Source organism: Bacteroides sp. 44_46, from assembly GCF_001915465.1.
GTDB classification, from domain to species: Bacteria; Bacteroidota; Bacteroidia; order Bacteroidales; family Bacteroidaceae; genus Bacteroides; species Bacteroides clarus.
This window is the reverse complement of sequence record NZ_MNQO01000018.1, coordinates 300,528-326,434: the sequence shown is the minus strand read 5'-3', so window position 1 is coordinate 326,434 and position 25,907 is coordinate 300,528. Positions and strand designations below refer to the sequence as shown.

General features: G+C 48.1%; 23 protein-coding genes. 11 read left to right on the top strand and 12 right to left on the bottom strand.

Annotated features, from left to right (window positions below):
* The first annotated feature begins 168 nt into the window (after window positions 1-168).
* Both rbfA and BHV73_RS10890 read left to right on the top strand, forming a co-directional pair.
* Window positions 169-507 carry a 30S ribosome-binding factor RbfA gene (rbfA, locus tag BHV73_RS10895; RefSeq protein WP_009122145.1) on the top strand — a complete coding sequence of 113 codons (339 nt, stop codon included), beginning with the start codon at window positions 169-171 and terminating at the stop codon, window positions 505-507.
* Window positions 508-623: 116 nt separating this feature from the next.
* On the top strand, window positions 624-1,856 hold the full coding sequence (locus tag BHV73_RS10890) for an FtsX-like permease family protein (protein ID WP_009122144.1): 1,233 nt from the start codon (window positions 624-626) through the stop codon (window positions 1,854-1,856).
* Window positions 1,857-1,942: 86 nt separating this feature from the next.
* Here the strand turns inward: BHV73_RS10890 and BHV73_RS10885 are convergent, their stop codons facing one another.
* From BHV73_RS10885 to aroQ, 3 genes are all read right to left on the bottom strand, one after another.
* Complete coding sequence (locus tag BHV73_RS10885; protein WP_009122143.1) at window positions 1,943-2,572, bottom strand: O-methyltransferase; 630 nt, start codon at window positions 2,570-2,572, stop codon at window positions 1,943-1,945.
* A gap of 89 nt (window positions 2,573-2,661) precedes the next feature.
* A complete protein-coding gene (gene pyk, locus BHV73_RS10880) occupies window positions 2,662-4,119 on the bottom strand; it encodes a pyruvate kinase (RefSeq protein ID WP_009122142.1) in 1,458 nt (485 codons plus the stop codon).
* Window positions 4,120-4,219: 100 nt separating this feature from the next.
* Window positions 4,220-4,639, bottom strand: a complete 420-nt coding sequence (gene aroQ / locus BHV73_RS10875) for a type II 3-dehydroquinate dehydratase (protein WP_022218518.1) — start codon at window positions 4,637-4,639, stop codon at window positions 4,220-4,222.
* 66 nt (window positions 4,640-4,705) lie between these two features.
* On the opposite strand from aroQ, the gene xerD reads away from it, so the two are divergent.
* The 4 genes from xerD (at window position 4,706) to BHV73_RS10855 (ending at window position 10,239) form a co-directional block, all read left to right on the top strand.
* Window positions 4,706-5,656: a site-specific tyrosine recombinase XerD gene (gene xerD, locus BHV73_RS10870; protein WP_009122140.1), complete on the top strand. Its 951-nt coding sequence runs from the start codon at window positions 4,706-4,708 to the stop codon at window positions 5,654-5,656.
* A gap of 135 nt (window positions 5,657-5,791) precedes the next feature.
* Complete coding sequence (locus tag BHV73_RS10865) at window positions 5,792-7,483, top strand: tetratricopeptide repeat protein (protein WP_195621288.1); 1,692 nt, start codon at window positions 5,792-5,794, stop codon at window positions 7,481-7,483.
* Window positions 7,484-7,596: 113 nt separating this feature from the next.
* Entirely contained in the window at window positions 7,597-8,652 is a 1,056-nt protein-coding gene (locus BHV73_RS10860; RefSeq protein ID WP_195621290.1) for a TlpA disulfide reductase family protein, read from the top strand.
* Between the two features lie 48 nt (window positions 8,653-8,700).
* Window positions 8,701-10,239, top strand: a complete 1,539-nt coding sequence (locus BHV73_RS10855) for a YifB family Mg chelatase-like AAA ATPase (RefSeq protein ID WP_087412127.1) — start codon at window positions 8,701-8,703, stop codon at window positions 10,237-10,239.
* A 36-nt stretch (window positions 10,240-10,275) separates the two neighbouring features.
* On the opposite strand, the gene BHV73_RS10850 is transcribed toward BHV73_RS10855, so the two are convergent.
* From BHV73_RS10850 to BHV73_RS10840, 3 genes are all read right to left on the bottom strand, one after another.
* Window positions 10,276-11,346, bottom strand: a complete 1,071-nt coding sequence (locus BHV73_RS10850) for a TIGR04133 family radical SAM/SPASM protein (RefSeq protein WP_195621292.1) — start codon at window positions 11,344-11,346, stop codon at window positions 10,276-10,278.
* Between the two features lie 5 nt (window positions 11,347-11,351).
* On the bottom strand, window positions 11,352-11,816 hold the full coding sequence (locus tag BHV73_RS10845; protein WP_009122135.1) for a radical SAM-associated putative lipoprotein: 465 nt from the start codon (window positions 11,814-11,816) through the stop codon (window positions 11,352-11,354).
* An 82-nt stretch (window positions 11,817-11,898) separates the two neighbouring features.
* The gene (locus tag BHV73_RS10840; protein WP_009122134.1) at window positions 11,899-13,962 is read right to left on the bottom strand and encodes an acetate--CoA ligase family protein; all 2,064 of its coding nucleotides are present in this window, start codon (window positions 13,960-13,962) and stop codon (window positions 11,899-11,901) included.
* 218 nt (window positions 13,963-14,180) lie between these two features.
* On the opposite strand from BHV73_RS10840, the gene metG reads away from it, so the two are divergent.
* From metG to BHV73_RS10825, 3 genes are read left to right on the top strand one after another with little or no spacing between them, the layout of a single operon-like run.
* Window positions 14,181-16,223, top strand: coding sequence for a methionine--tRNA ligase (gene metG / locus BHV73_RS10835; protein WP_195621303.1), 2,043 nt, complete (start codon window positions 14,181-14,183; stop codon window positions 16,221-16,223).
* A gap of 5 nt (window positions 16,224-16,228) precedes the next feature.
* Window positions 16,229-17,674, top strand: a complete 1,446-nt coding sequence (locus tag BHV73_RS10830) for a lipopolysaccharide biosynthesis protein (protein ID WP_195621305.1) — start codon at window positions 16,229-16,231, stop codon at window positions 17,672-17,674.
* Window positions 17,675-17,676: 2 nt separating this feature from the next.
* Window positions 17,677-18,684 (top strand): glycosyltransferase, encoded by a 1,008-nt coding sequence (locus BHV73_RS10825; protein WP_286738288.1) that lies wholly within the window; start codon window positions 17,677-17,679, stop codon window positions 18,682-18,684.
* A gap of 14 nt (window positions 18,685-18,698) precedes the next feature.
* Here BHV73_RS10825 and BHV73_RS10820 read toward each other — a convergent pair whose 3' ends face one another.
* From BHV73_RS10820 to BHV73_RS10800, 5 genes are read right to left on the bottom strand one after another with little or no spacing between them, the layout of a single operon-like run.
* Window positions 18,699-19,196, bottom strand: coding sequence for a 3-deoxy-D-glycero-D-galacto-nonulopyranosonate 9-phosphatase (locus BHV73_RS10820; protein ID WP_022218528.1), 498 nt, complete (start codon window positions 19,194-19,196; stop codon window positions 18,699-18,701).
* A 37-nt stretch (window positions 19,197-19,233) separates the two neighbouring features.
* Window positions 19,234-20,094, bottom strand: a complete 861-nt coding sequence (locus BHV73_RS10815; protein ID WP_195621307.1) for a glycosyltransferase family protein — start codon at window positions 20,092-20,094, stop codon at window positions 19,234-19,236.
* Window positions 20,091-21,134: an N-acetylneuraminate synthase family protein gene (locus tag BHV73_RS10810; RefSeq protein ID WP_087412130.1), complete on the bottom strand. Its 1,044-nt coding sequence runs from the start codon at window positions 21,132-21,134 to the stop codon at window positions 20,091-20,093. Before BHV73_RS10810 ends, BHV73_RS10815 begins: the two co-directional genes overlap by 4 nt.
* A 13-nt stretch (window positions 21,135-21,147) precedes the next feature.
* Entirely contained in the window at window positions 21,148-21,903 is a 756-nt protein-coding gene (locus tag BHV73_RS10805) for a cytidylyltransferase domain-containing protein (protein ID WP_087412131.1), read from the bottom strand.
* The gene (locus tag BHV73_RS10800) at window positions 21,900-22,751 is read right to left on the bottom strand and encodes a hypothetical protein (protein WP_087412132.1); all 852 of its coding nucleotides are present in this window, start codon (window positions 22,749-22,751) and stop codon (window positions 21,900-21,902) included. Before BHV73_RS10800 ends, BHV73_RS10805 begins: the two co-directional genes overlap by 4 nt.
* A gap of 226 nt (window positions 22,752-22,977) precedes the next feature.
* Here BHV73_RS10800 and BHV73_RS10795 point away from each other — a divergent pair, with 226 nt between their 5' ends.
* Both BHV73_RS10795 and BHV73_RS10790 read left to right on the top strand, forming a co-directional pair.
* The gene (locus tag BHV73_RS10795) at window positions 22,978-24,243 is read left to right on the top strand and encodes a glycosyltransferase family 4 protein (protein ID WP_039950857.1); all 1,266 of its coding nucleotides are present in this window, start codon (window positions 22,978-22,980) and stop codon (window positions 24,241-24,243) included.
* Window positions 24,236-24,982: a glycosyltransferase family 2 protein gene (locus tag BHV73_RS10790; RefSeq protein WP_087412133.1), complete on the top strand. Its 747-nt coding sequence runs from the start codon at window positions 24,236-24,238 to the stop codon at window positions 24,980-24,982. Before BHV73_RS10795 ends, BHV73_RS10790 begins: the two co-directional genes overlap by 8 nt.
* A 136-nt stretch (window positions 24,983-25,118) precedes the next feature.
* Here BHV73_RS10790 and BHV73_RS10785 read toward each other — a convergent pair whose 3' ends face one another.
* Window positions 25,119-25,817 (bottom strand): SIR2 family NAD-dependent protein deacylase, encoded by a 699-nt coding sequence (locus BHV73_RS10785; RefSeq protein WP_009122121.1) that lies wholly within the window; start codon window positions 25,815-25,817, stop codon window positions 25,119-25,121.
* Window positions 25,818-25,907 lie beyond the last annotated feature (90 nt).

Sequence of the window (25,907 nt, the reverse complement as noted above, 5' to 3'; positions counted from 1 at the left end):
CCTGTTTTCCTCGCAGCCAAAGCGAATGCCGCATAGATGAAAACACAGTCATACAGCGTCATAAATCAGATTACACTATAAGGAAAAGAATGAAAAAAATGGTATAAATCACCGGCAGAACGATATATTTCAGTAACTTTGCTCTTCAAATCAAAAAAACGATATAGTATGGAAACTACCAGACAGAACAAAATAGCCCGCCTGCTCCAAAAGGAGTTGAGCGACATCTTCTTGTTGCAGACCAAATCCATGCCCGGCATACTGATTTCGGTCAGCGCCGTACGCATCAGTCCCGATATGAGCGTGGCACGCGCCTACCTCAGTGTTTTCCCCTCGGAAAAGAGCGAGGAAATCATCAAGAACGTCAATGCGAACATGAAGTCCATCCGCTTTGAGTTGGGAACCCGTGTACGTCACCAGCTTCGCATCATTCCCGAACTGAAGTTCTTCGTGGACGACTCACTGGATTATCTGGAAAGAATCGACGAATTGCTTGGGAACCAGTAGATAGCGATTAGTGGTTAGTGATTAGTGATTAATGTAAATGAGTGGCTTTTATCACTAACCACTAACCACTAACCACTAACCGCTAACCACTAATCACTAACCGCTAATCACTCCCCATGAACCTTCCTTTTTTTATAGCCCGCCGCTATCTCTTCTCCAAGAAGAAGCACAATGCTATCAACATCATATCCGGCATATCGGTATGCGGGGTGGCGTTGGCTACATTGGCGCTGGTGTGTACGCTCTCCGTATTCAACGGGTTTCAGGATATGGTGGCGGGATTCTTCACGGCTTTCGACCCGGAACTGAAAATCACCGTTCGGGAGGGAAAGGTGTTCGACCCGCTCGAATCGCGCGTGCAGCAAGTACGCGCCCTGCCCGAAATAGATATCTGGACGGAGACGCTGGAAGAAAACGCGATGGTACAGTACAAAGACCGTCAGGCAATGGCGGTTATCAAAGGCGTAGAGGACAACTTCGAGCAACTGACGTCCATAGACAGCCTGCTGTACGGTACGGGGGAGTTTATACTGAACGATTCCGTCGTGGACTACGGGTTTATGGGGGTGGAGCTGGTGTCCGAACTGGGTACGGGGATTCAGTTTGTCGACCCGCTGCGGGTGTACGCGCCCAAAAGGAACGTACGCGTCAACATCGCCAATCCGTCGGCGGCTTTCAATCAGGACTATCTGTTTTCACCGGGAGCGGTGTTTGTCGTCAACCAGCAGAAGTACGACGCGCGTTATATCCTTACATCGCTGAGCTTTGCGCGACGCCTGTTCAACTATGATACGGAAGTTTCCGCCATCGAACTGAAACTGAAACCGGGCAGCAACACCAATGCCGTGCAAAAGAAAATGGAACGCATGCTGGGCGACCGTTTCACTGTGCAGAACCGCTACGAGCAGCAAGCCGATGTATTCCGCATCATGGAGATTGAGAAGCTCATCTCGTACCTGTTCCTTACCTTTATCCTTACGATTGCCTGTTTCAATGTCATCGGCTCGCTGTCCATGCTGATACTGGACAAGCGCGAGGATGCGGAAACGCTGCGCAATCTGGGCGCCGACGACCGGCTGATTGCCCGTATCTTCCTTTTTGAAGGGCGATTGATTTCAGTATTCGGAGCCATTGCCGGAATTGCGCTGGGACTGCTGCTGTGCTTCCTGCAACAGCGTTTCGGACTGATATCCCTGGGCGGCGGTAACGGAAGTTTTGTTGTGGACGCCTATCCGGTGAGCGTGCATGCAACGGACATCATACTGGTATTTATAACGGTTATCACCGTAGGATTCCTTTCGGTATGGTATCCGGTGCGATACCTGAGCAAGCGGCTGCTTAAAAAATAAAAGCATCATCCCCCTTCACCCGCGAATCCCCATGAACAGTATGATGCAAAGGGATTGTGAAAGTGAAGGGGGATGATGCAAGCTTATTATTTCTTACGTATAATCGTCAGTCCGTCCCGCAACGGGAGTATAACTTTCTCCACACGATTGTCTGCGGCCACCAAATCATTGAAAGCTTTTATACCGATAGTCTGCAAGTCTGTGCGGTGCGGTTGCTCTTCGAGTACGTGTCCGTCCCACAAGGTATTGTCGGCTATGATATAGCCTCCTTCCGAAAGACGCGCCAGCACCATTTCATAATAATCAATGTAACGGCGCTTATCGCCGTCGATAAAAGCAAGGTCGAAAGTGATTCCCAACCGGGGCACAAGCTCCAAGGCGTCGCCTATATAGAACTTTATCTTACCGGCATAGGGCGAGTTCTCCAACCAGGGACGGGTGAAGTCTTCCTGCTCGTCATTGATTTCGAACGTGTGCAACATCCCATCGTCCGGCAGTCCCTCCGCCATGCAAAGCGCGGAATATCCGCTATATGTCCCGATTTCCAATATTTGGCGGGGACGTATCATCCTGACAAACATCTTGAGCATACGCCCCTGCAAATGTCCCGAAGCCATACGGGGATAAAGCAATTTAAGGTGCGTATCGCGATAAAGAGCCTTCAGATAGTCGCCCTCGTCGTCAATGTGGCGCAGGATGTATTCGTCTAATGTCATATAAATTGAGAATTGAGAATTGAGAATTAAAAAATGATAGCCCGCTGACAGGCATTTATTTTTTAATTCTCAATTCTCAATTTATAATTTTACAAGTATCTGTTACTGTTCGGCAGCACGCTGTCTTGAGCGTGTTTCAGAGCGTCTTCCACTACGTTGATTTCGAGGAAGGAAGTTTGCGTGCCGGCTTTGCCGCTACTCAGGTAACCTACCATATCGGTGGGTTGCAGACGGCCTTCCTGAAGCAGGCGGCGGAGAGCGGCGAAGTAGTATTCCTGTCCGTTGGCAAGTTCGGGCATGTAGATGGCTTCCACGCCGTATGAAAGCGCCAGGTGACGCATGGTCTTTTCCTTATAGCAGATGGCGAGTACCGGGTATTTGCCACGGAACGCGGCAAGGTTACGGGCGGTACGGCCGCTGTAACTGTCGGTGATGATGGCGCGGATCTTTAATTTCGTAGTGGCTTTTACCGCTTGCTTGGCGAGGAAGGCTGTTACGTCGTTGCTGTTTTCGTCCAAAGGAATACGGATGTCGTTATCCGCCAGCTTGTCCTTTTCGGCTTGAGCGGCAACTTTCGTCATGGTCTTGACGGCTTCAACGGGATATTTGCCATAAGCGGTCTCGCCGCTCAGCATCAAGGCATCCGTGCGGTAGTAGATGGCGTTGGCGATGTCCGTAACTTCCGCACGGGTAGGACGCGGATTGGAAATCATGGTGTGGAGCATCTGCGTAGCGACAATCACCGGCTTCTTGGCCAGGATACACTTGCGGATCAGCAAACGCTGGATGCCCGGAATGCGTTCCTGCGGAACTTCGATACCCAGGTCGCCGCGGGCTATCATAACGCCGTCGGCCACTTCGAGAATCTCGTCGATATTGTCTACGCCTTCCTGGTTCTCAATCTTGGCGATGATTCTGATGTCGCTGTTGTGAGCGTCGAGGATGGCTTTTATATCAAGAATATCCTGTCTGTTGCGTACGAAAGAGTGGGCAATGAAGTCGATGTCTTTCTCGATGGCGTAGAGGATATTGTTGCGGTCTTTCTCCGTCAGTGAAGGCAGGTTGATGCGTACTCCCGGCACGTTGACGCTCTTACGGCTGCCTAAGGTAGCCTCATTCTGTACCTCGCACAGGAGATGGTCCGCATTCTTTTCTATAACCACCAGTTCCAGGTCGCCGTCGTCGATGAGGATATGGCCGCCGATATTCAGGTCGTTTACAAAATTAGGGTAGGAAACGGAGATACATTCGCGGGTGGTCTGCAGGTCGGGATTGCCTACTACCTTTACACGGTCGCCTACCTTGAAGGGAACAGGCTCGGCGAGGACAGTCGTACGCACTTCGGGACCTTTCGTATCCATGAGGATGGCGATGCGGTTGGAAACCGTACGTACATTGGCTATCAGCTTCTCGAAGCCTTCGCGGCCCGCATGAGCCGTATTCATACGTACTACGTTCAGACCTGCGTCGAACAACTGTTTTATAAAATCAACATCGCAGCGCTGATCGGAAATCGTCGCAACGATTTTTGTCTGTTTTAATAACATAATCTTGTACCTAATTTTATATTAATGATGGGGTTATGAATGAAGAATTACGGATTGCCTCGCAGAAACGCCGTCCGCCCCGTCATTCATAATTAATAATTCATAATTCCTTTAACGCTTCCAATGCCAGACGGTAGGAGTTCAGCCCGAAGCCGCAAATAACACCCCGGCAGGCACAAGCTATCATGGATACGTGGCGAAACGCCTCTCGGGCATGTACATTAGAGATATGAACCTCAATCACCGGAGCGGTGACCGACCGGATCGCATCTTGCAGAGCAATGGACGTATGGGTGTAGGCACCCGCGTTCAGGATGATACCGTCCGCATCGAAACCCGCCTGCTGTATCTTGTCTATCAACTCTCCTTCGATGTTGGATTGAAAATAGTCTATCTGTACATCCGCATACTTTTTACGGAGTTCGGCAAGGTAGTCTTCAAAAGTAACACTGCCATAAATGGAAGGTTCACGTTTTCCCAACAGATTTATATTGGGGCCGTTAATAATCTGTATTCTCATAACACATTTTTTTATACCTTTGTCCACAGAGAACATTCTTTCAAGGTGCAAAGATAGGAAAAAGTAATGAAAGTAGAAGAGAAATCAGCGAATAAGGAAAAACGAGCGGTGATAATCAGGAAGTATCAACAATATATCAGGCTGGAGAAGGCGCTTTCATCCAATACGTTCGACGCCTATATGACGGACTTACAGAAACTTCTGCACTTTCTGGACGGGGAGAACATAGACATTCCGGATGTTACGCCGGATGATTTGCAACGCTTCGCCGCAGGACTCCACGACATCGGCATACATCCCCGCTCCCAAGCCCGGATACTCTCCGGAATCAAGTCCTTCTTCCACTTTCTGGTGATTGCCGACTATCTGGAAGCCGACCCGAGCGAACTGCTGGAAGGCCCCAAAATAGGATTCAAGATACCGGAAGTACTCACCATAGAAGAAATCGACAGAATCATCTCCACCGTGGACATGGAGAAGAAAGAGGGACAACGCAACCGTGCCATTCTGGAGACGCTGTACAGCTGCGGGTTACGCGTGTCGGAACTGTGTAACCTGAAAATCTCCGACCTTTACTTCGAGGAAGGATTCATCAAGGTGGAAGGCAAAGGCAGCAAACAACGCCTGGTACCTATCTCCCCCCGCGCCATCAAAGAAATAAAGTATTGGTTTGCAGACCGTAACCTGGGAAAAATCAAGAAAGGATACGAAGATTACGTATTTCTGGCACGATGGGGCAATCGTATCTCCCGCATCATGGTGTTTCACATGATTAAAGAACTGGCGGAAAAGGCCGGTATCACCAAGAATATCAGTCCGCACACGTTCCGCCATTCCTTTGCCACCCATTTGCTGGAAGGCGGCGCCAATCTGCGGGCAATTCAGTGCATGTTGGGACATGAATCCATCGCCACCACGGAAATTTATACGCATATCGACAGGAACATGCTCCGAAGTGAAATTATCGAGCATCATCCCCGCAATATTAAATACCGGAAAGAGCATGGCGTTTATTAAATTATAATAAATGTGATAGTATTATTAACAAATTGCCAAGAGAATTAATATCTTTGCAAAGCTATATATATAGGAGTATAGCAACTAATTGTGAATGGACAAATTTCAATTACAAACAATTAATTTATATCTAAAATGACTAAAAAATTGTATCTGCCTTTGTTAGTGGCACTTGTTGCTGTTTTGACATCATGCAGCAGCAAAATGGGTGAACTGTCTTCTGACTATTTCACAGTGACTCCGCAAGTATTGGAAGCCGTGGGTGGCAAGGTACCTGCTACAATTAACGGTAAGTTCCCTGAAAAGTATTTCAAGAAAAATGCCGTAGTAGAGGTTACTCCGGTTTTGAAATGGGAAGGTGGCGAAGCTAAAGGTCAGCCTGCCGTATTCCAAGGCGAAAAAGTGGAAGGCAACGACCAGACTATCTCTTACAAAGCCGGCGGTAGCTACACAATGAAGACTTCTTTCGACTATGTTCCTGAAATGGCTAAATCCGAGCTGTACCTGGAATTCAAAGCCAAAGTCGGAAAGAAAGAAGTTACCATCCCTGCCGTAAAAGTAGCTGACGGTGTTATCTCTACTTCCGAATTGATCGGCCAGACTTTGGGCAGCGCTAACCCCGCTAACGGCGACGACGCTTTCCAACGCATAATCAAAGAAAAATATGATGCAAACATCATGTTCTTGATTCAACAGGCTAACGTTCGTGCAAGCGAATTGAAAACCGCTAAAGCATTCAACGAAGAAGTTAAGAATGTAAACGATGCAGCTAACAAGAAAATCAGCAACATCGAAATTTCCGCATACGCTTCTCCCGATGGTGGTGTTAAGCTGAATACGGGTCTGGCTGAAAATCGTCAGGACAACACTGCTAAAATCATCAACAGAGACTTGAAGAAAGGCAAAATCGAAGCTGCCGTAGATACTAAATACACTGCGCAAGACTGGGAAGGCTTCCAGGAATTGGTAAGCAAATCCAACATCCAAGACAAAGAGTTGATTCTCCGCGTATTGTCAATGTACTCTGATCCCGAACAAAGAGAACAGGAAATCAAAAACATCTCTTCTGTATACAAGACTTTGGCTGAAGAAATCCTTCCGCAACTGCGTCGTTCTCGTCTGACTTTGAACTACGACGTAATCGGTAAGTCTGACGAAGAAATCGCATCTTTGGCTGATAGCGACGCTAAGCAACTGAACATCGAAGAATTGCTGTATGCAACTACTTTGACTAACGATCCCGCCAAGCAAGAAGCTATCTTCATCAAAGCTACTCAAATCTATCCGAACGACTACCGTGCATATAACAACCTCGGTAAGTTGGCTTACCAAGCTGGTAACCTTGACAAGGCTGAAGGATATTTCAAGAAATCTCTTTCTATCAAGAATTCTGCCGAAGCTAACATGAACATGGGTCTTATCGCTCTGACTAAGGGTGACAAAGCCGCTGCCGAGTCTTACCTGGGTAAAGCTGCAGGCGCTAAAGAACTGAACGAAGCTTTGGGTAACCTGTATGTAGCTCAAGGTCAATATGACAGAGCCGTTAACGCATTTGGCGATACTAAGACTAACAGTGCAGCTTTGGCACAAATCCTCGCTAAGGATTACAACAAGGCTAAGAGCACATTGTCAAGCATTGCTAAACCGGACGCTTACACCGACTACCTGATGGCTGTTGTAGGCGCAAGAATCAACAACACTTCTATGGTAACCGATAACCTGAAGAAAGCTGTTGCTAAAGATTCTTCATTAGCTAAGAAAGCTGCTTCTGACTTGGAATTCTCCAAATACTTCACGAATGCGGACTTTATGAATATCATCAAATAATAAAGGTTATAAGATGAAAAGAAGTGCCCGGCATAGAAATATGTCGGGCATTTTTTTTTATTCACACCAAAAAGAACTACTTTCGCAGCAACGTATCAGAAGAAGAAAGCCGTATGAAGAATATTTATCTTGTATATTTCCTGATTATCATACTATCCGCTTGCGGTGGCAAGAGCTCCGACACTGCCAGTCTGAGCGGAGAAATCAAAGGGTTGGGAAATGACACCTTATATATATATGGTGCAGACGAAATGTACGACCGCATGGATACCCTGCTCGTTGAGAATGATAAATTCTCGGCAACGCTCTCTCCGGATACTTTAGTAGCTGCCTGGCTATTGTTTAGCGACGGCAGTCAATACCCTTTCTTTATGGATAAGGGGAATACGATACATGTCAAAGGTTCTGCCGCCGAACTCAACAGTTTGGAGATAAGCGGAAACACGCCCAACGAAGAGTTAAGCGCTTTTCAAAAAGAGTTGAAAGGATTAGGCAAACCCTCTGAAAAGGTATTGGAAGAGAAAGCCGGCAAGTTTATTAATGAGCATCATTCCTCTTTAGTCAGCATCTACCTGCTGGATAAGTATTTCGTACAGAAAGAAAAACCGGACTATACCCAAATTAAAAAGTTGACCGAGCACATGACGGGAGAATTGAAAGACCGTCCCTATATCGATGAATTGCTCGACCGCATTCAGGAAGAAGAGAAAGCCGGTATCGGAAAAACAACCGCTTACTTCCGCCTGCCCAATGCCAAAGGAAAACAGATAACCCGTTCTAACTTCAAAGACCAATACCTGTTAATACATTTCTGGGCTTCCTGGGATACCGTGAGCCGTGACAGTAATGCCGTTTACCGCAGAATCTATAAGAAAGAACAAAAGAACAAGAAGTTTGCCCTCTTAGGAGTTTCCTTAGACATCAATAAAGACAATTGGCAAAAAGCGATTGAAACAGACACCCTGAAATGGGAGCAGACATGTGACCTTTCCGGCTGGAATACCGAGTTTGTGAAACAACTCGCCATAAAAGCTCTGCCTGCCAATATACTGCTCAGCCCCTCCGGAAGAATAGAAGGAAAGAACCTGAGCGGAACGGCTATCGAGAAGAAACTGAAAGACATAGAAGAACAAGAGAAGAAAGAGAAAGAAAGGAAAAGAAAGCGATAACTTTTCCATTAGTAATCACTAAACGCTAATCACTAAACACTTAATTACGTGCTCATCAAAGTTTTTGGAGCGGCTGTTCAAGGTATTGATGCAACCCTCATCACTATCGAAGTCAACAGTTCCAGAGGCTGTATGTTCTATCTTGTAGGTTTACCGGACTCCGCTGTCAAGGAAAGCCACCAACGCATTATCTCCGCATTGCAAGTAAACGGCTACCGGATGCCGACAAGCAATATCGTCATTAACATGGCTCCGGCGGATATCCGTAAAGAGGGTTCCGCTTATGACTTACCATTGGCTATCGGCATGCTGGGCGCCAGTGAAGTTATTCAATCGGATAAAACAGACCGTTATCTGATAATGGGAGAACTAAGCCTGGACGGTAGTCTGCAACCCATTAAAGGAGCGCTTCCCATTGCCATAAAAGCGAGAGAACTCGGCTTCGAGGGAATCATCATTCCAAAACAAAACACGCGAGAAGCCGCTGTCGTAAACAATCTACAGGTTTATGGAGCGGAGAACCTGAAAGAGGTTATCGAATTCTTCAATGGTAAACAGGAATTAAAGCCGGTACATATCGACACCCGTAAAGAGTTTTATACCCGGCAGAACAGCTTCGACCTGGACTTCTCCGATGTAAAAGGGCAGGAGAACGCGAAACGCGCATTAGAGGTAGCCGCCGCAGGCGGACACAATATTCTTCTGGTAGGCGCTCCGGGCAGCGGAAAGTCCATGCTTGCCAAACGTCTCCCCTCTATACTGCCGCCATTATCATTAGGCGAAAGCCTTGAAACAACCAAGATACACTCTGTTGCAGGAAAGCTGGGACAGGAAGGCGGGCTTATTTCCAAACGTCCGTTTCGTGATCCGCACCATACCATCTCCACGGTAGCCATGACAGGCGGCGGAAGTTTCCCGCAACCGGGAGAAATCAGCCTGGCGCATAACGGCGTCTTGTTCCTCGACGAGCTTCCGGAGTTCAACCGGAATGTGCTCGAAGTATTACGGCAACCTCTGGAAGACCGGAAAATTACCATTTCCCGCGTAAAATGCAATGTGGAATTTCCCGCCAGCTTTACGCTCGCAGCATCCATGAATCCCTGTCCCTGCGGATATTACAATCATCCCACCAAAGCCTGTGTGTGCAGTCCGGGGCAGGTACAGAAATATCTTAACCGTATCTCAGGACCTTTGCTCGACCGTATCGACCTGCAAATCGAAGTTATTCCCGTGCCCTTTGAGAAAATGTCCGATGCACGCCCCGGCGAGTCAAGTGCCGATATCCGTGAACGCGTAGTGCGTGCACGGCAAATTCAATCCGAAAGATATTCCGAAGTTCCCGGCATATATTGCAATGCACAGATGAACAGTAAATTACTCGCCCGCTATGCCCGTCCTGACGATAATGGTCTTGCCCTGCTAAAATCAGCCATGAACCGCTTCAATCTCTCGGCACGTGCATACGACCGTATTCTAAAAGTCTCACGCACTATTGCCGACCTTGAAGGGTGTGAACTGATACAACCGTCGCATCTGGCCGAAGCGATCGGATACAGAAACCTGGATAGGGAAGATTGGGCGGGATAACTCCCCAAGAGAAAAGCCGCATAACAGACAACTCCATTAAGAATGAAGCCTGTCGAGATGGCAGAAAAGCAGCGCGCCTTTATTATCGCGCAGATGCATGCCATTGCCCTCGCAATAGCGGAAAAGGCTGCAATCGGCACATAGGCCTTCCTTCATCCATTCCCGGTTACGGAAAGATTGAAAACGATTCTCCCACACATCCATAAAGTCATCGCGATAAATGTTACCCTGATGATAGTCGCTACGGATGCTCGGACAGGCGGATATGGCTCCGTCCGCCAATATAGAGCCAACACTGATTCCGGCATTACAAGAAAAGAAACCGTCACGAACCTCACCTTCATATCTGCCTAAGAAACCCTCACAACCATAGCTTGCGTGCATCTTACCCTCTTTCCGGATACGCTTGATGAACTCCATAACACCTGTAAACTCATCATTGCTCAACTGAAACTCCGGATGTGATGCGGCACGTCCCATCGGAAAAATGGTAAACAAACGCCATTGCCGGACACCTATATGATAAAGAGATGTTTTCAATTCATCCAGATACGGATAGTTACGGTGATTGACGCATGTCACCACATCCCATACCAGCTCGGGCTCATGCACCAACATCTTAATCGCCTCCACAGCCCTTCCGTAACTTTCCGGATGACCGCGCAACCAATTATGCTCCTGCTCAAAACCGTCCAAACTGATGGTTATGGAATGGAGCCCGGCAGCCATCAACCGCTCCAAACGTCTGCCGGTAAGGTAAAGGCCGTTGGAAACAATTCCCCAGGGATAGCCGCGCCTGTAGAGTTCCAACCCTACTTCTTCCAGGTCTTCCCTCATCAGCGGTTCTCCACCGGTCATGATAATGCTTACTTCGTTCGGATTGATATGCGGAGTGATGGAATCGACAGCCCGTAAAAAATCGGCAGCCGGCATATCCTTTATATCCGGCATCCGCCTGCAATCGCTGCCGCAATGCTTACAGTGCAAATTACAACGTAAGGTGCATTCCCAAAAGAGCTGCCTCAACGGATGCAGCTCTTTCAGGTTATTACGCATCTTACGCGCGATTTCCAGCGCCAAACGTTTACGAACAGAAAGGACTCCCACCGGTTTTATTTTTCTTTCTTCTTTAATTCAAAGTTTACTTCTTTATTATCTTTTCCTTCATACCAGCCGCTCCCGCCTGTCGGATTCATCTTAATATCCATCGAGTCGGCTTCGTATGCTCCCGTAAGGTCTTCGCAAACAACACGGAAGTTTTGATAGCCCGTTATGGTGTTCTGATAAAGATATTCTCCGTTTTCTTTCGTATAGACCGTATCGGATGAAACGACACGGGTACGAGAATTATCGGTTTGGGGAGCCATATTCTTCACGAGAATCCTGGCGTCGGATACAACCTGCCTGTCTTCTCCCATCACCTTTCCTTTGATTTCATATTTGGCATAAGGAGTACCGTACTCACATCTCCCCGTACCTGTACTGTTTTCATCGCAAGACGTGAAACCCAGCAGAACCAACGCACCGGACATCATGCCGTTGCACATCCGGAGCCATTGCTTTTTTCTTTTCTTCATAGCGTGTCATAGTCTAAGTTATGTACTATAAACGTCTATCCGAACAGAATACTGCACAACAGCCCCTACTTTTAACAAAAAGTTAGTTCTTTTCTATTCTGATACGGGCGTCTACCGCTATTACATACTTTTCCGTTGCCAACAGCGGATTAATATCCATTTCCTTAATCTCCGTAGCAAAACGCAACAGGGTAGACAAGCGCACAATGATTTCGGCGAACTTATCCTCATTCACTCCTTTCTGCCCGCGCGTGCCTTTTATAATCTTATAGGCGCGCAACGAACGAATCATAGAGTAGGCTTCCTCGTAAGATAAAGGAGCCAGACCGGAAGATACGTCTTTCAGCACCTCCACAAAGATACCGCCTAAACCGCAAAGCACTACATGGCCGAATTTCTCTTCGTACTTCGCACCGATAAAGAGTTCCGTTCCTTTCAGCATCGGCTGCACCATAATACCCGTTACTTCAGGAATCTGCATCATGCGTTCAAACTCCAATGCCAGATGCTGTTCGCTCTTTATATTCAATACCACTCCGCCTACATCGGATTTATGCACAGGCCCCACCACTTTCGCCACCACCGGGAATCCGGCACGACGGGCAAAGGCCAGCGCTTCTTCCTTATTAGCGGATACAAACTCCTCTACCACAGGAATACCTGCAGAATGTAACAATGCCTGCACATAATGCGGTTCGATATAGCCGTCTCCCGGAATAGAATCTATGATACGGCGGATGCGCGGAACATCCACTCCAAAAAGCTCTATTTCATTATTCGCCGGCTTCGACGCATTCACAATGCGCGACAATGCCGTACCCAACGTTACTTCATCGGCAAAGTTCACATGGCCTTTAGCGAGGAAAGCGGCAACCTCGGCTCCTGCCGTATTAATAGACGGGAGAATAGGGAATATCGGTTTCTTGCAGGTCTGCATCTTCTCATGCAGCACATCATACATTTCGAACATGGTAACCAGACCCGGAGTGCCGAAAATAGCCATTACCGCATCCACATTATCAAACTTTTCCTCACAGTATTCCAGACAAAGACGCAAATGCTCAGGCGTACCCGTAGCCAGAATGTCTATCGGATTTCCAACGGCAGCCCCCGGAAAGAGCTTGCTTTTCAACTCTTCGGCAAGCTCGCCTTCCAACTTCGGCACATTCAACCCGCCTTTACTCAAGGCATCGGTCAACATCACACCCGGTCCGCCCGCATGGGTAATAATGGCAAAGTTCTTTCCTTTCAGTTCCGGCAAAGTGAAAATACACCCTACCGTAGTCAGTTCCTCCCGAGAATAGCAACGTACGATACCCGCTTTACGGAACAGAGCCTCCACCGCCGAATCGGAACTGGCGATAGCTCCCGTATGCGAGGATGCCGCACGACTGCCGCTCTCACTGCTGCCGGATTTAATGGCCGCAATCTTACATCCCTTCTTTATCAGCGAAGAAGCATGGAACAGCAATCTGTCAGGGTCGCTTATACTTTCGATATAAAGCAGTTTTATCTTGGAGTCTTTTTCCGAATCGAAATGCTCGTCCATATATTGCAGCACATCTTCTACTCCGATCTGCTTGGCATTGCCCACAGACCATACGGAATTGAACTGCAGCCCTTTTGTAACCGCGCTCTCCAGAATAAACACCGCAGTCGCTCCGGAGCTGGATATCAAATCGACGCCTTGCGGATGCAGATTGGGGATGGGCTGACTGAACACGCTATGATGCCACGTATTCATCAATCCGATACAATTGGGGCCTATCAGCGAAGCGCCGTACCGATTCGCCGTTTCCAGAATACGGTCTTCCAAAAGCGCACCCTCATGCGTTTCCTCACCAAATCCGGCCGAAAGGATAATGAACGCACGTACCCGCTTCTCAGAAGCAAGCAACTCTACCGCATCGGGACAAAGAACGGCGGGAATAGCAAGGATAGCAAGGTCCGTATCGGGAATATCCTTTACATCGGCATAGGCCTGTACGCCTTGCACTTCAGTCTCTTTCGGATTCACCGCCCGCAGTTCTCCGGTATAACCGCCATGAATCAAATTCTTCAAGATAGCCCCGCCGGGTTTATGTACATTGTTGGAAGCTCCCACCACCACAATACTGGCAGGATGCAGCAATTGGCTTGTTATCATAGTCTGTTCATATTAGTATAGTACGACAATCGTACAAATATACAATTTATATGCATAACGGCAAGAAGATAATCTTTTAATATTACTTCTTCTTTACTCTTTCAAAGACGGAAGGTTCCGGGCAAGAAGTATATATTCCTCTTTTTGTAGGTTTGAGAGAAAACCGTTATCTTTGCACATCTTAAAAGCGTTCATAACAAAAGAGATACATATATACAATGGAAAAGAAATTCAAGCGTACCACCGTGACATCGGCACTGCCCTATGCCAACGGCCCCGTTCATATCGGACACCTGGCAGGGGTTTATGTACCTGCCGACATCTATGTCCGCTACCTGAGACTGAAAAAAGAAGATGTGGTCTTTATCGGCGGCTCCGACGAACACGGAGTGCCCATCACCATCCGCGCCAAGAAAGAAGGAATTACACCGCAAGATGTAGTAGACCGCTATCATACGCTTATCAAGAAGTCTTTTGAAGAATTCGGCATTTCGTTCGATGTGTACAGCCGTACCACCTCAAAGACACATCACGACACTGCTTCCGAGTTTTTCCGCAAACTGTACGACAAAGGCGAATTCATTGAAAAGACCAGCATGCAGTACTACGATGAGGAAGCCAAGACTTTCCTTGCCGACCGTTACATCACCGGCGAATGCCCTCACTGCCACGCAGAAGGCGCTTACGGCGACCAATGCGAAAAGTGCGGTACAAGCCTCAGCCCTACCGACCTGATTAATCCGAAAAGCGCCATCAGCGGCAGCCAACCCGTAATGCGCGAAACCAAACACTGGTATCTGCCCCTCGACAAACATGAAGCATGGCTGCGCCAGTGGATATTGGAAGACCATAAAGAATGGCGTCCCAACGTGTACGGCCAATGTAAAAGCTGGCTCGACATGGGCTTGCAGCCGCGTGCCGTAAGCCGCGACCTGGACTGGGGTATTCCCGTTCCGGTGGAAGGCGCCGAAGGCAAAGTGCTTTACGTATGGTTCGACGCTCCCATCGGCTACATCAGCAATACCAAAGAATTGCTGCCCGATTCTTGGGAAAAATGGTGGAAAGACCCTGAAACACGTCTGGTTCATTTCATCGGAAAAGACAACATCGTATTCCACTGCATCGTATTCCCCGCCATGTTGAAAGCGGAAGGCAGTTATATCCTACCCGACAACGTGCCCAGCAACGAATTCCTGAATCTGGAAGGAGATAAGATTTCCACTTCCCGCAACTGGGCCGTATGGTTGCATGAATATCTCGCAGAATTCCCCGGCAAGCAGGACGTGCTGCGCTACGTGCTCACCGCCAATGCTCCGGAAACAAAAGACAACGACTTTACCTGGAAAGACTTCCAGGCACGCAATAACAACGAATTGGTAGCCGTATACGGTAACTTCGTAAACCGCGCCCTGCAACTCACCAAGAAGTACTTCGACGGTGTAGTACCCGCTGCCGGCGAACTGAACGATTACGACCGCGAAACGCTGAAAGAGTTTGCTGACGTAAAAGAAGAAGTGGAAAAGCTGCTCGACGTATTCAAATTCCGTGACGCACAGAAGGAAGCCATGAACCTGGCGCGTATCGGTAATAAGTACCTGGCAGATACAGAACCTTGGAAACTTGCCAAGACAGACATGCCGCGCGTAGCTACCATTCTGAATATCTCCCTGCAACTGGTCGCCAACCTTGCCATCGCTTTCGAACCGTTCCTGCCGTTCAGCAGCGAAAAGCTCCGTAAGATGCTGAACATGGACAGTTTCGACTGGGCAGAACTCGGTCATACAGACCTGCTGCCCGCCGGACACCGACTGGCAACCCCCGAACTGTTATTCGAGAAGATTGAGGACGATGTTATCCAGGCACAGGTAGACAAACTGCTCGCTACCAAGAAAGCGAACGAAGCAGCCGGCTACAAGGCAAATCCTATCAAACCCATCATCTCATTCGAGGACTTTGAGAAATTGGATATCCGCGTAGGAACCGTATTGGAATGCGAAGCCGTACCTAAGATGAAGAAACTGTTGAAGTTCAAGATTGCCGACGGACTGGAAAACCGTACTATCGTCAGCGGTATTGCCCAGCACTACCGACCGGAAGAGCTGGTAGGCAAGCAGGTACTGTTCATCGCCAACCTGGCTCCCCGTCAATTCAAGAACGGACTGGTGAGTGAAGGTATGATACTTTCTGCCGAAAACTATGACGGCTCACTGGCTGTAACCTCATTGTTACGCGAAGTAAAGCCCGGTAGTGAAGTAAAATAATCCATATGAGTGAGCCTTCACTGAAACAACGAACAATAGGAGCATTGCTCTGGAACTTGCTGGACCGTATGGGCCAGCAAGTTTTGTTGTTTATTGTCGGTGTCCTCGTAGCCAACATACTCTCCGTTGAAGACTACGCATTGGTAGGAATGCTCGCCATTTTCAGCGCAATTGCCAATATCGTACTGGACAGCGGGTTCAGCGCCGCTTTAATCCGCAAGCAGGACGCTACCGAAACAGACTATAATTCTGTATTCTATCTCAACATCTTCATCAGCGTCTGCCTTTATCTGCTGTTATTCGTCTGCTCTCCGCTCATCGCCGGATTCTTCAACCAGCCTTTACTGACAGACCTTGCCAGGGTTATTTTCCTTGCGCTTCCCTTTAACTCGCTAAGTCTTATACAAACCACTTTACTCAACAAGCAAGTCAGCTTTAAAATTCTAACCAAGATTAATCTCATCGCCCTTACGGCATCCGGCATCGGTTCGCTTGCCATGGCATATGGCGGTATGGGAGTATGGACGCTGGCGTGGCAACCCGTTATACTGGCCTTCCTGCGTACCGTCCTTTTATGGTTCTTCAATAAATGGCGGCCTCAACTATTGTTCAGCATAAGTCACATCAAGGAATTATTCGGCTTTTCTTCCAATCTGCTGCTTGCCGGTCTGGTAAACTCCATTTTTACCAATATCTATTCGGTAGCTATCGGTAAATTATATCCGCCCGTTCAATTAGGATATTATTCGCAAGGAAACAAGTTCAGCCTGATGGTAATCAGCTCGGTCTACTCCAGCCTGCAGACAGCTACTTACCCCATATTCTCGCATATCCAGAACGACAAAGAAAGAAGTCTGCGTTCTTATCGCAAGACGATACGCTTTACCGCTTTCCTCACGTTCCCCCTTATGACAGGCATGGTATCCGTAGCCTATCCGTTTATCGCACTGATACTGAAAGCGGAATGGATGGGTTGTGTGCCTTTTTTCCAACTGACCTGTCTGGCAGGAATCTTCACCATTCTGAGTACCGTCAACCAAAACTTTGCCAAAGTGCAGGGGCGCTCGGACCTTATCTTCAAACTGGAAATAGCACGTACCCTGCTGATTATAGCCTGCCTGGCAGCCAGCCTGAAACAAAGCGCGCTTATCATGGTAGCTTGTCTGGCACTTACCCAGATATTGATTTACCTGATCAGTATCGTTGTCATCGGAAAGGCCGTAGGGTATAGCTGGCTGAAACAGATAAGGGATATTGCCCCTTACGCCGTTCTCTCCGTAATCATGTGGGGAATACTGCTGATACCGGACTGCTTCCTGACGGAAAATTATCTGCTGCTTCCTGTGAAAATCGTTATCGGTATTCTGTTCTATTATGGAATCAACCGGATATTAGGCTCCGCAATCTTGGATGAAGCCATCCGGTTAGTATTAAAACGAAAAAGCGACTGATTATGGAAAAGACCGTGAAAGTCAGCGTCATTATGCTGGCATATAATATTGAGAATTATATAGAGATTGCCATCAAAGGCGTATTAAGCCAAAAGACCGACTACCCCGTTGAGCTAATCATAGGTGAGGACCGCAGTACCGACCGTACCTACGAAATATGCAAGCGATACCAGGAAAAGTATCCGGAGCTCATCACCGTGATACGGCACGAAAAGAACCTGGGTTACCAGCGCAATTATATGGAGACCTACAAACATTGCCGCGGTGAATACGTCGCCGTTTGCGACGGTGACGATTATTGGTTTGACAGGCGCAAGTTACAGCGTGCTACCGATTTTCTGGACACCCACAGTCAGTTCGCAATATGTTTCCACAGGGTAGTCAACTACTATGAGGAGGACGGAAGCAAGAGCCTGTCCAACGGACATCAAAGAAAAATCACCACCATCTCCGACCTTGCCGAAAGCAATTATATTACCAACTCTTCATCCGTATTCCGAAGATGTTACTATCCGGAAATGCCCGAATGGTTTGCCAAGTTCACTTCATGCGACTACGCCCTGCACCTGCTGAATGCACAACATGGGAATATCTATTATTTCGGCAAACCCATGGCCGTATACCGCAAACACAGCAAAGGGATATGGAGCGAAACCGGCATGGACAGGAGACTGGACATCGCACTTACCACCAGAGAGTTCCTTTTGGACTACTTCAAAGACAGACGTACGGATGTATACAACGGACTACGGCAGGCACATGCCAATATATGCCTGAATCTCATCCGTTATTATATCAGTTCCGGACAACCGCAACGAATAGAGGAAGCGGAACAGCGCCTGCTGAAATACCAGCCGCAATGGACGTTGAACGATGTGAAACGGCAGGAGACATTACGCTCCCGGCAAGCCGGAAAGAGAATAAAAGCACAAATCGGGAAAATGCTGACATGGGGAAGAGAAACCGTTTCACGATACATACCGCTTCCCCGCGTCAACACAGAGATATGACATACATATTCCGGTTATAAGAAACGCTCTATGACAGTCTGCAAGCGTCCGTTGTCCGCCAGCAGTTTCTCCACAAACTCGCGAAAAGCTCCATAACCGCCGTGTGCGGTCGTTACATACTTTACTTCGCGTTTTATATATTCAGGCGTATTGCCGGGAGAAGCGCTGTAACCCACCAAGCGCAACAGCGGCAAATCATTCAAGTCATCACCGATAAAGGCAACTTCACCCAATGAAATACCTAACTCGCGACACAGTTCCTCAGCCTGTGCCACTTTATCCTTGACTCCCAGATAGCAATAGTTGATTTTCAACTTATCGGCACGTTTCCGGACAATTTGCGTATCCTCACCGGTCATAATAGCCACAGGTATATCCAATTCGCGCAGAAAAATCACTCCCCAACCATCTTTCACGGAAAAACGTTTCATAACGTCTCCTTCGGCAGTATAATACATTCCGCCGTCAGTCCAGACACCGTCAATATCAGTAATCACTAATTTCGGTAGCATACCTATCATATTTAAGATTAAGAAATAAGAATATCCATCAACCGCGCTCCCCCAGCCTACCGCGTTTCCCATCACGATAACCGTCCCAAAGCGCTTTCCATTTAGTAATCTTCCGCTTTTCATACAGAAGCACAAAGATAATCCGTTTATATAAATGATAACGCAAATGGGCTTTCAGGTTCAAACTTTCAGGATAGAGTTTGTGAAGCACCATACCATTACGCACATTATAATAAGTACGTGCCGGAGGATATTCGTTCGGGAAAACCTCCTTACCCAATAAGCGGTGTTTCTTCTTCTGATATCCCAAATCGTGCTGCAACAGGATACTTTTGAAACAAACCGTCCGCACGCCTCTGCGTGCCGCACGCCAGCAATACTCACAATCAATGCCCCACACAAATAGTTCTTCCATAAAAACACCCAGCTCTTCAAACAGGCCGACGGGATAAACAGTACCGGAAGTCATGGCCGAAAAAACCTCATCGACAGTATCCGTCACGGGATAAAGAGAGGACTGCCGGGATTTTATAAAATAATTCACGGAGAAAATAATCCGCTTATTCTCTCCATACTCTTGAATGGCCGTTATATAACGCCGGAAATCGCCTTGCAGAAAAAAACTATCCTGATCCAGCGTCAGCAGATGCGTATATCCATACTCACGGGCATAAGCCACGGCATCATTCAACGCAGCACCGATGCCTACATTCCGGCCGCATCCCCTGTACTCCAAGCGTTCCGGATGACTGATATCCGGCAAAGGCAGTCGCTCTTGCCCGTCTCCGGGCGTATTATCCCATAACAGCAATTTATCCACCTGTGACAGATAGCTGTCGATATTCCCGGCTAAATCTTTACCGGGATGATAGAGAACAACAACAGCCAGCAGTCTCATTCCTCAATCAATGAAGAATAAATAATCTCGTTACGCGGTATCTCTTTCCGTACCCGGCGGCCTACCACCTTATCACGCTCCGCCCACTTAAAGCCATCGCCCGGACTAAGCAGGTGGATATCCTCTTCCATAATAATATCTCCGGGATGCAGCGCCTTATTCGTGGCGATGGAACGTTCCAGCTTCACTTTGGCTGCAGAAACGGCGGAGTCGATATACAGTTCCTCCCTGCCCAGCCAGTGCTCGGCGATACGAATATCACGAATCATGCGGTTTACGCCATCCGGCCCTAAAGAACCTTGCTGGTCTGTTCCTTTCATGCGACGGTCGATGGTGACGTGCTTCTCTATAATCTCCGCACCCATTCCTACGGCAACCACCGGGGCTGCGATGCCAATGGTATGGTCGGAAAAGCCGATATGATACTGTCCGTAATGCCGTTTCAGATAGGTTATCGTTTTCAGATTCAGATTGTCGGGCCGGGTGGGATACTGCGATACGCAGTGCAGTATGGATATATCGCTGTGATAACGGGTGATAACATCCAATGCGTCATCCAGTTCCTTCTTACCCGCCATACCGGTAGAAAGGATGATAGGTATTTTGGTTTCGGCCATGACTTCCAGCAACGGCAGATTGGTAAGGTCACGGCTGGCCACTTTCAGGCGGTCGGGCGTAAAGAGTTTCAATAAAGACATACAACCTTTTGAGCACAGAGTTTCCACGAAATCCATTCCCAACGACTTGGCATGCCTGTAAACTTCAAAATGTTCTTCATCCGTCAGCTCCAAACAGGCGCGGTGCTCGCCATAAGTGCGTCCAAAAGAGTGGGGAGAGTCGTACGGACGGTTCATCTGCGAATCGGTCAACTCTTCATTCAAATCCCGTTTGGTCATCTTTACCGCATCCATAGGACGAAGTTCGAGATTAAAGACTTCTTCGCGTACGGGACGTGACACCAAATCGACAATCAATTTGGCTATATCGACGGAGCCGTTATGGTTCTGTCCGATTTCTCCGATAATATATGTACTCTTCATTTATATAATAAATTTATAATTTCTCGTTCCTTGCAATATTCTCCAGCATCTTGGCACGATATTCCGGATGCGCTTCCACCAACCGGAGCAATGCGTGGACGCTTCGGTCGGTCTGTTCGTAGAAAGTAGCGTAAAGCTCTTGCAGCAAGGTAAAATCTTCCATCGTATCGAGCGTAAAGCGAAGGTCTAACCGGCCTTCCAATTCATCGGGCAACGGAAGCAGACGAATACTGAACGCTTCGGGATGCGTATAGAGGTAAATCGTAACGTGCTCTATATACAGCTTCTCCTGTGTAGCGGCAGCTGCACGGCGCAATGCGTCGGCGGTTGTCAGCTCGGCAAACAAGCCTAAATGCGATTTGATGGTAGGGCGGCCGTCTGCAAAGCCGTAGGCAATATAATCCGCCGGCCGGGCGTCATGTTCCGCGAAAAACGTCAGGAAACTGTCGGGACGCAGGAAAGGATTATCCGAACAAACACGGATAAAGCGGTCTAAGCCGAACGTTGCGGCCGCCCGGATAAAGCGGTCGAGCACATTATCCTCATCGCCCCGGTAGCAACAGATACCTGCTTCACGGGCAACCTCCGCCAATATGTCATCCTGAGGGCGGTTGGTAGTGGCAAGGACAATCGTCCTACCAATACAAGCCTGCTTGATATTGCCGATTAAGATGTCGATAATGCGCTGCTTGCCATAGAAAGGGAGCAGTATCTTATTATGCAACCGGGTAGAACCGGTACGTGCCTGAATGATGATTCCGTCTTTCATAACTTCATTCGTTTAAAAGCGTCTATATAACTGCCCGGCGTAACGTTAATCACTTCCTTGCTCAACCGTCGAGCATAGGCTTCGAGCACGAAATAGGACTTAAAGGCCACATACATGTGGTAAAGTATCGTATAAAGCCGTGCGCTATGCAGGTTCTCCTGCGTCACCGTCGCCGCCTGCGACTTGTCACGGTCATAGAAATGCTTTTGGTGCATCAGTACCACATTATCGTCCGTCACCGTGATTTCCGGCAACCAGGAATGGTCGGCACCTGCCAGATAAATCTTCTTGAACGGCAGGCGCAATCCGATGGCGATAGAGGGAATCAGCACATTGTGAGGGCGGGGTACCCCCCAACCTTTACCGAACACCCAGTTGCAGAATCCCTGTACACCTTCTATCGGAGTGGTATTGTAAATGCAGAGGCGGATATTCCGGTTACCGGCCAGCATAGGCTGCCACTCTTTATTCTTCAAAGCACGGGCAGGAATAAACAGGTTCATCGGCCAGGCGGTCTTTTCGGCAAGTGTCTGAAACAACTGCACACGCTTTTCGGGAACAATCCAAAAGAGAGGGTCGGCTATCAGATATATCTCCGGGCGAAGCTGCTCGAACATAGGGGAGGTAACGCAGAAATTCACCGCCAGCAACGTCTTGCCTTTTATAAAATCCGGAGCTTCCTGAACCGTACGGCTCAATGAAGGGCCGTTAGCCAGTATCAACAACTCTTCCGGATTACTGAACGACGACGGCAAATGCGTACGCCACTTGGATTGCAACAGTATCTTCACCACGCTCAGGAAAGTCTGCCACAGTTGCTCCAGTCTTTTCATTCCTTTATCTCCCATACTTACATTTATTTTCTACCGATGAGCCATAGGTTTCTTACGACGAAAAGCCCGTTTCCTCCGATGATAAATCCGCTTTCCACCTCAATATTTTCATTGCTTACGACATCACGGGCTTTTAACTCCGGCAAAGATAGGGAGTTTAGCGGTTACAGACTAAAAAAATAAAAGATTTATGGAGCAGAAAGCGGCAAAAGCAGTACTTTTGTCCAAACATTCCGCAAAAATGAGAGTACTATTAATCAATACATCCGAACGCATCGGCGGAGCAGCCGTGGCGGCCAGCAGACTAATGGAGTCGCTCAAGAATAACGGCATCAAGGCCAAGCTTTTGGTACGTGACAAGCAAACCGACCAAATCACCGTAGTTTCATTGAGCCGCAACTGGCGCATGGTATGGAAATTTGTCTGGGAACGTATCGTTATATGGAAAGCCAACCATTTCAAACGGGATAATATCTTTGCCGTCGATATTGCCAATACGGGTACGGACATCACCTCGCTCCCGGAATTTCAGCAAGCGGATGTAATTCATCTTCATTGGATAAATCAGGGGATGTTATCTCTGAGAAACATCGAGAATATCCTCGCATCGGGCAAACCCGTAGTGTGGACCATGCACGACATGTGGCCGTGCACCGGTATCTGCCATCATGCCCGCGAGTGTACCCGCTATCAGCAGGAGTGCCGTAACTGTCCTTTCATTCATGGCAATGGCGGCAAAAAAGACCTCTCCTACCGGACTTTCTACAAAAAACAGAATTTGTACAAAGGACGGCACATCAACTTCGTAACGTGCAGCCACTGGCTGGAAGGCTTGGCAAAGAAAAGCGCCTTGCTCGCCGGACACACGATTACCTGTATTCCCAATCCCATCAATACCAACTTGTTCAAGCCGCACAACAAGCAAGAAGCGCGCAGCAGATGTAAACTGCCTCAGGATGCCAAGCTCGCTCTGTTCGGCTCTGTAAAGATAACGGATAAGCGGAAAGGAATCGACTATCTGGTAGAATCGTGCAAACTGCTGGCGGAAAAGCATCCCGAACTGAAAGAAAAGCTCGGCGTCGTCGTTTTCGGCAAGGAGTCGCAGCAATTGGCGAACTTACTGCCTTTCAAAGTCTATCCGCTGGATTTCGTCAGCAACGAACATCAGTTAGTGGACATTTATAATGCGGTAGACCTTTTTGTCACTCCCTCACTGGAAGAAAACCTGCCCAATATGATTATGGAAGCCATGGCGTGCGGTATTCCCTGTGTCGGTTTCAACGTAGGCGGTATCCCCGAAATGATAGACCATCTGCACAACGGATATGTGGCGCAATATAAATCGTCCGAAGATTTTGCCAACGGCATCTACTGGACGCTTACCGACCCGGATTATTCCAGCCTCTCCGAACAAGCCTGTCGGAAAGCCGTCACCCACTATTCGGAAGGTACTATCGCTAAAAAATATATCGACCTGTACAACAAAGTCACCGGAAGAAATGCATAATCATCTCACCCCCAAGTTCAGCGTCATTACCGTGACCTACAATGCCGAAGCGGTATTGGAAGACACTATCCAGAGCGTTATCTCGCAAACTTACCGCCATGTGGAGTATATCATTGTGGACGGGGCCTCGAAAGACAAAACGCTTTCTATCACAGACCGCTACAAGAATCACATCGCACAGGTAGTAAGCGAACCCGATAAAGGCTTGTACGACGCCATGAACAAAGGTATCCGGCTGGCTACGGGCGATTACCTTTGTTTCCTCAATGCCGGCGACAGTTTCCATGAGGATGATACGCTGCAACAAATGGTACATACATTGACAGGAAGCGAATTGCCTGATGTGCTGTATGGCGAAACGGCTCTGGTAGATAAAGAAGGGCACTTTGTCCGTATGCGCCGTCTGTCCGCCCCGGAAACGCTGACGTGGAAAAGCTTCAAACAAGGAATGCTTGTCTGCCATCAGGCATTTTTTGCCAAGCGCGCTTTAGCAGAACCATATAATTTGAAGTACCGTTTCTCCGCCGACTTCGACTGGTGTATCCGTATCATGAAGAAAGCGCAGACGCTACACAATACTCATCTCACGATAATAGACTATCTGGACGAGGGTATGACTACCCGGAACCGGGAAGCCTCGCTCAAGGAGCGCTTCCGCATCATGGCGCAACATTACGGCTGGATAAGCACCGCAGCCTATCATGCCTGGTTCGTACTGAGGGCGGTACTGAAAAAATAATTTGTACGGTTTAATAAAATCGGATGTGCCGTCTTATTGGCACACTTATGCCATCGAGCAGGCACAGGCCTGCCATCATAGTGGCACAACATTGCCAATGAAGTGACACGTACATATAGGCTACGGGCAAGCGTACTTAGGGTTTAAGCAGCGAACGCAACTCTTGCACACCTTCCGATGCTCCCTTTTGGATTATATGTATCCGCCGCGTGGAATGTACATCTACCGGTTTAGGATCTATCAGATACACTTCGGCCTCACGAGGCACGTAGTTCAGCAATCCGGCAGCCGGATATACATTCATCGAAGTACCGATAATAACGAATATATCCGCTTTTTCCACATAGTTGACGGCCGTTTCAATCTCAGGAACCGCCTCCCCGAACCAGACGATAAAGGGACGAAGCTGAGTACCGTCACCGGCCTTATCTCCCAACTTCACTTCGTATTCATCCGGTTTCAGTTCTTTTATGTAATGCGGATTATAAGGGGCGCGACTGGAACAAACTTTTGTCAGTTCGCCATGAAGATGAATAACCCGTTTACTTCCGGCACGCTCGTGCAGATTGTCAACGTTCTGTGTAACAACTGTCACATTGAAATCCTTCTCCAGTCCGGCAAGCCCGATGTGCCCGGCATTCGGCTCTACATCCAGTAATTGCTTGCGGCGCTCGTTATAAAAGTTGATGACCAGTTCCGGATTACGGGCATAACCTTCGGGAGTAGCCACCTGTTCTACCGGATACTTATCCCACAACCCGCCTGCATCACGAAAAGTACTGATGCCACTCTCGGCGCTCATACCCGCACCGGACAAAACAACCAAGTTCTTCATCTTTATATCTCCTTAAAGTTTATATAGTCATACAAATGTATGAATAATACCCGAAAAGAGGGAAGTTATTTTCACTTGCTAAGATTTTTT

Bases quoted from the DNA above. Each gene is read 5' to 3' on its own strand.
- rbfA (WP_009122145.1), top strand. From the start codon at position 169: ATGGAAACTACCAGACAGAACAAAATAGCCCGCCTGCTCCAAAAGGAG.
- BHV73_RS10890 (WP_009122144.1), top strand. From the start codon at position 624: ATGAACCTTCCTTTTTTTATAGCCCGCCGCTATCTCTTCTCCAAGAAG.
- BHV73_RS10885 (WP_009122143.1), bottom strand. From the start codon at position 2,572: ATGACATTAGACGAATACATCCTGCGCCACATTGACGACGAGGGCGAC.
- pyk (WP_009122142.1), bottom strand. From the start codon at position 4,119: ATGTTATTAAAACAGACAAAAATCGTTGCGACGATTTCCGATCAGCGC.
- aroQ (WP_022218518.1), bottom strand. From the start codon at position 4,639: ATGAGAATACAGATTATTAACGGCCCCAATATAAATCTGTTGGGAAAA.
- xerD (WP_009122140.1), top strand. From the start codon at position 4,706: ATGAAAGTAGAAGAGAAATCAGCGAATAAGGAAAAACGAGCGGTGATA.
- BHV73_RS10865 (WP_195621288.1), top strand. From the start codon at position 5,792: ATGACTAAAAAATTGTATCTGCCTTTGTTAGTGGCACTTGTTGCTGTT.
- BHV73_RS10860 (WP_195621290.1), top strand. From the start codon at position 7,597: ATGAAGAATATTTATCTTGTATATTTCCTGATTATCATACTATCCGCT.
- BHV73_RS10845 (WP_009122135.1), bottom strand. From the start codon at position 11,816: ATGAAGAAAAGAAAAAAGCAATGGCTCCGGATGTGCAACGGCATGATG.
- BHV73_RS10840 (WP_009122134.1), bottom strand. From the start codon at position 13,962: ATGATAACAAGCCAATTGCTGCATCCTGCCAGTATTGTGGTGGTGGGA.
- metG (WP_195621303.1), top strand. From the start codon at position 14,181: ATGGAAAAGAAATTCAAGCGTACCACCGTGACATCGGCACTGCCCTAT.
- BHV73_RS10830 (WP_195621305.1), top strand. From the start codon at position 16,229: ATGAGTGAGCCTTCACTGAAACAACGAACAATAGGAGCATTGCTCTGG.
- BHV73_RS10825 (WP_286738288.1), top strand. From the start codon at position 17,677: ATGGAAAAGACCGTGAAAGTCAGCGTCATTATGCTGGCATATAATATT.
- BHV73_RS10820 (WP_022218528.1), bottom strand. From the start codon at position 19,196: ATGCTACCGAAATTAGTGATTACTGATATTGACGGTGTCTGGACTGAC.
- BHV73_RS10815 (WP_195621307.1), bottom strand. From the start codon at position 20,094: ATGAGACTGCTGGCTGTTGTTGTTCTCTATCATCCCGGTAAAGATTTA.
- BHV73_RS10810 (WP_087412130.1), bottom strand. From the start codon at position 21,134: ATGAAGAGTACATATATTATCGGAGAAATCGGACAGAACCATAACGGC.
- BHV73_RS10805 (WP_087412131.1), bottom strand. From the start codon at position 21,903: ATGAAAGACGGAATCATCATTCAGGCACGTACCGGTTCTACCCGGTTG.
- BHV73_RS10800 (WP_087412132.1), bottom strand. From the start codon at position 22,751: ATGGGAGATAAAGGAATGAAAAGACTGGAGCAACTGTGGCAGACTTTC.
- BHV73_RS10795 (WP_039950857.1), top strand. From the start codon at position 22,978: ATGAGAGTACTATTAATCAATACATCCGAACGCATCGGCGGAGCAGCC.
- BHV73_RS10790 (WP_087412133.1), top strand. From the start codon at position 24,236: ATGCATAATCATCTCACCCCCAAGTTCAGCGTCATTACCGTGACCTAC.
- BHV73_RS10785 (WP_009122121.1), bottom strand. From the start codon at position 25,817: ATGAAGAACTTGGTTGTTTTGTCCGGTGCGGGTATGAGCGCCGAGAGT.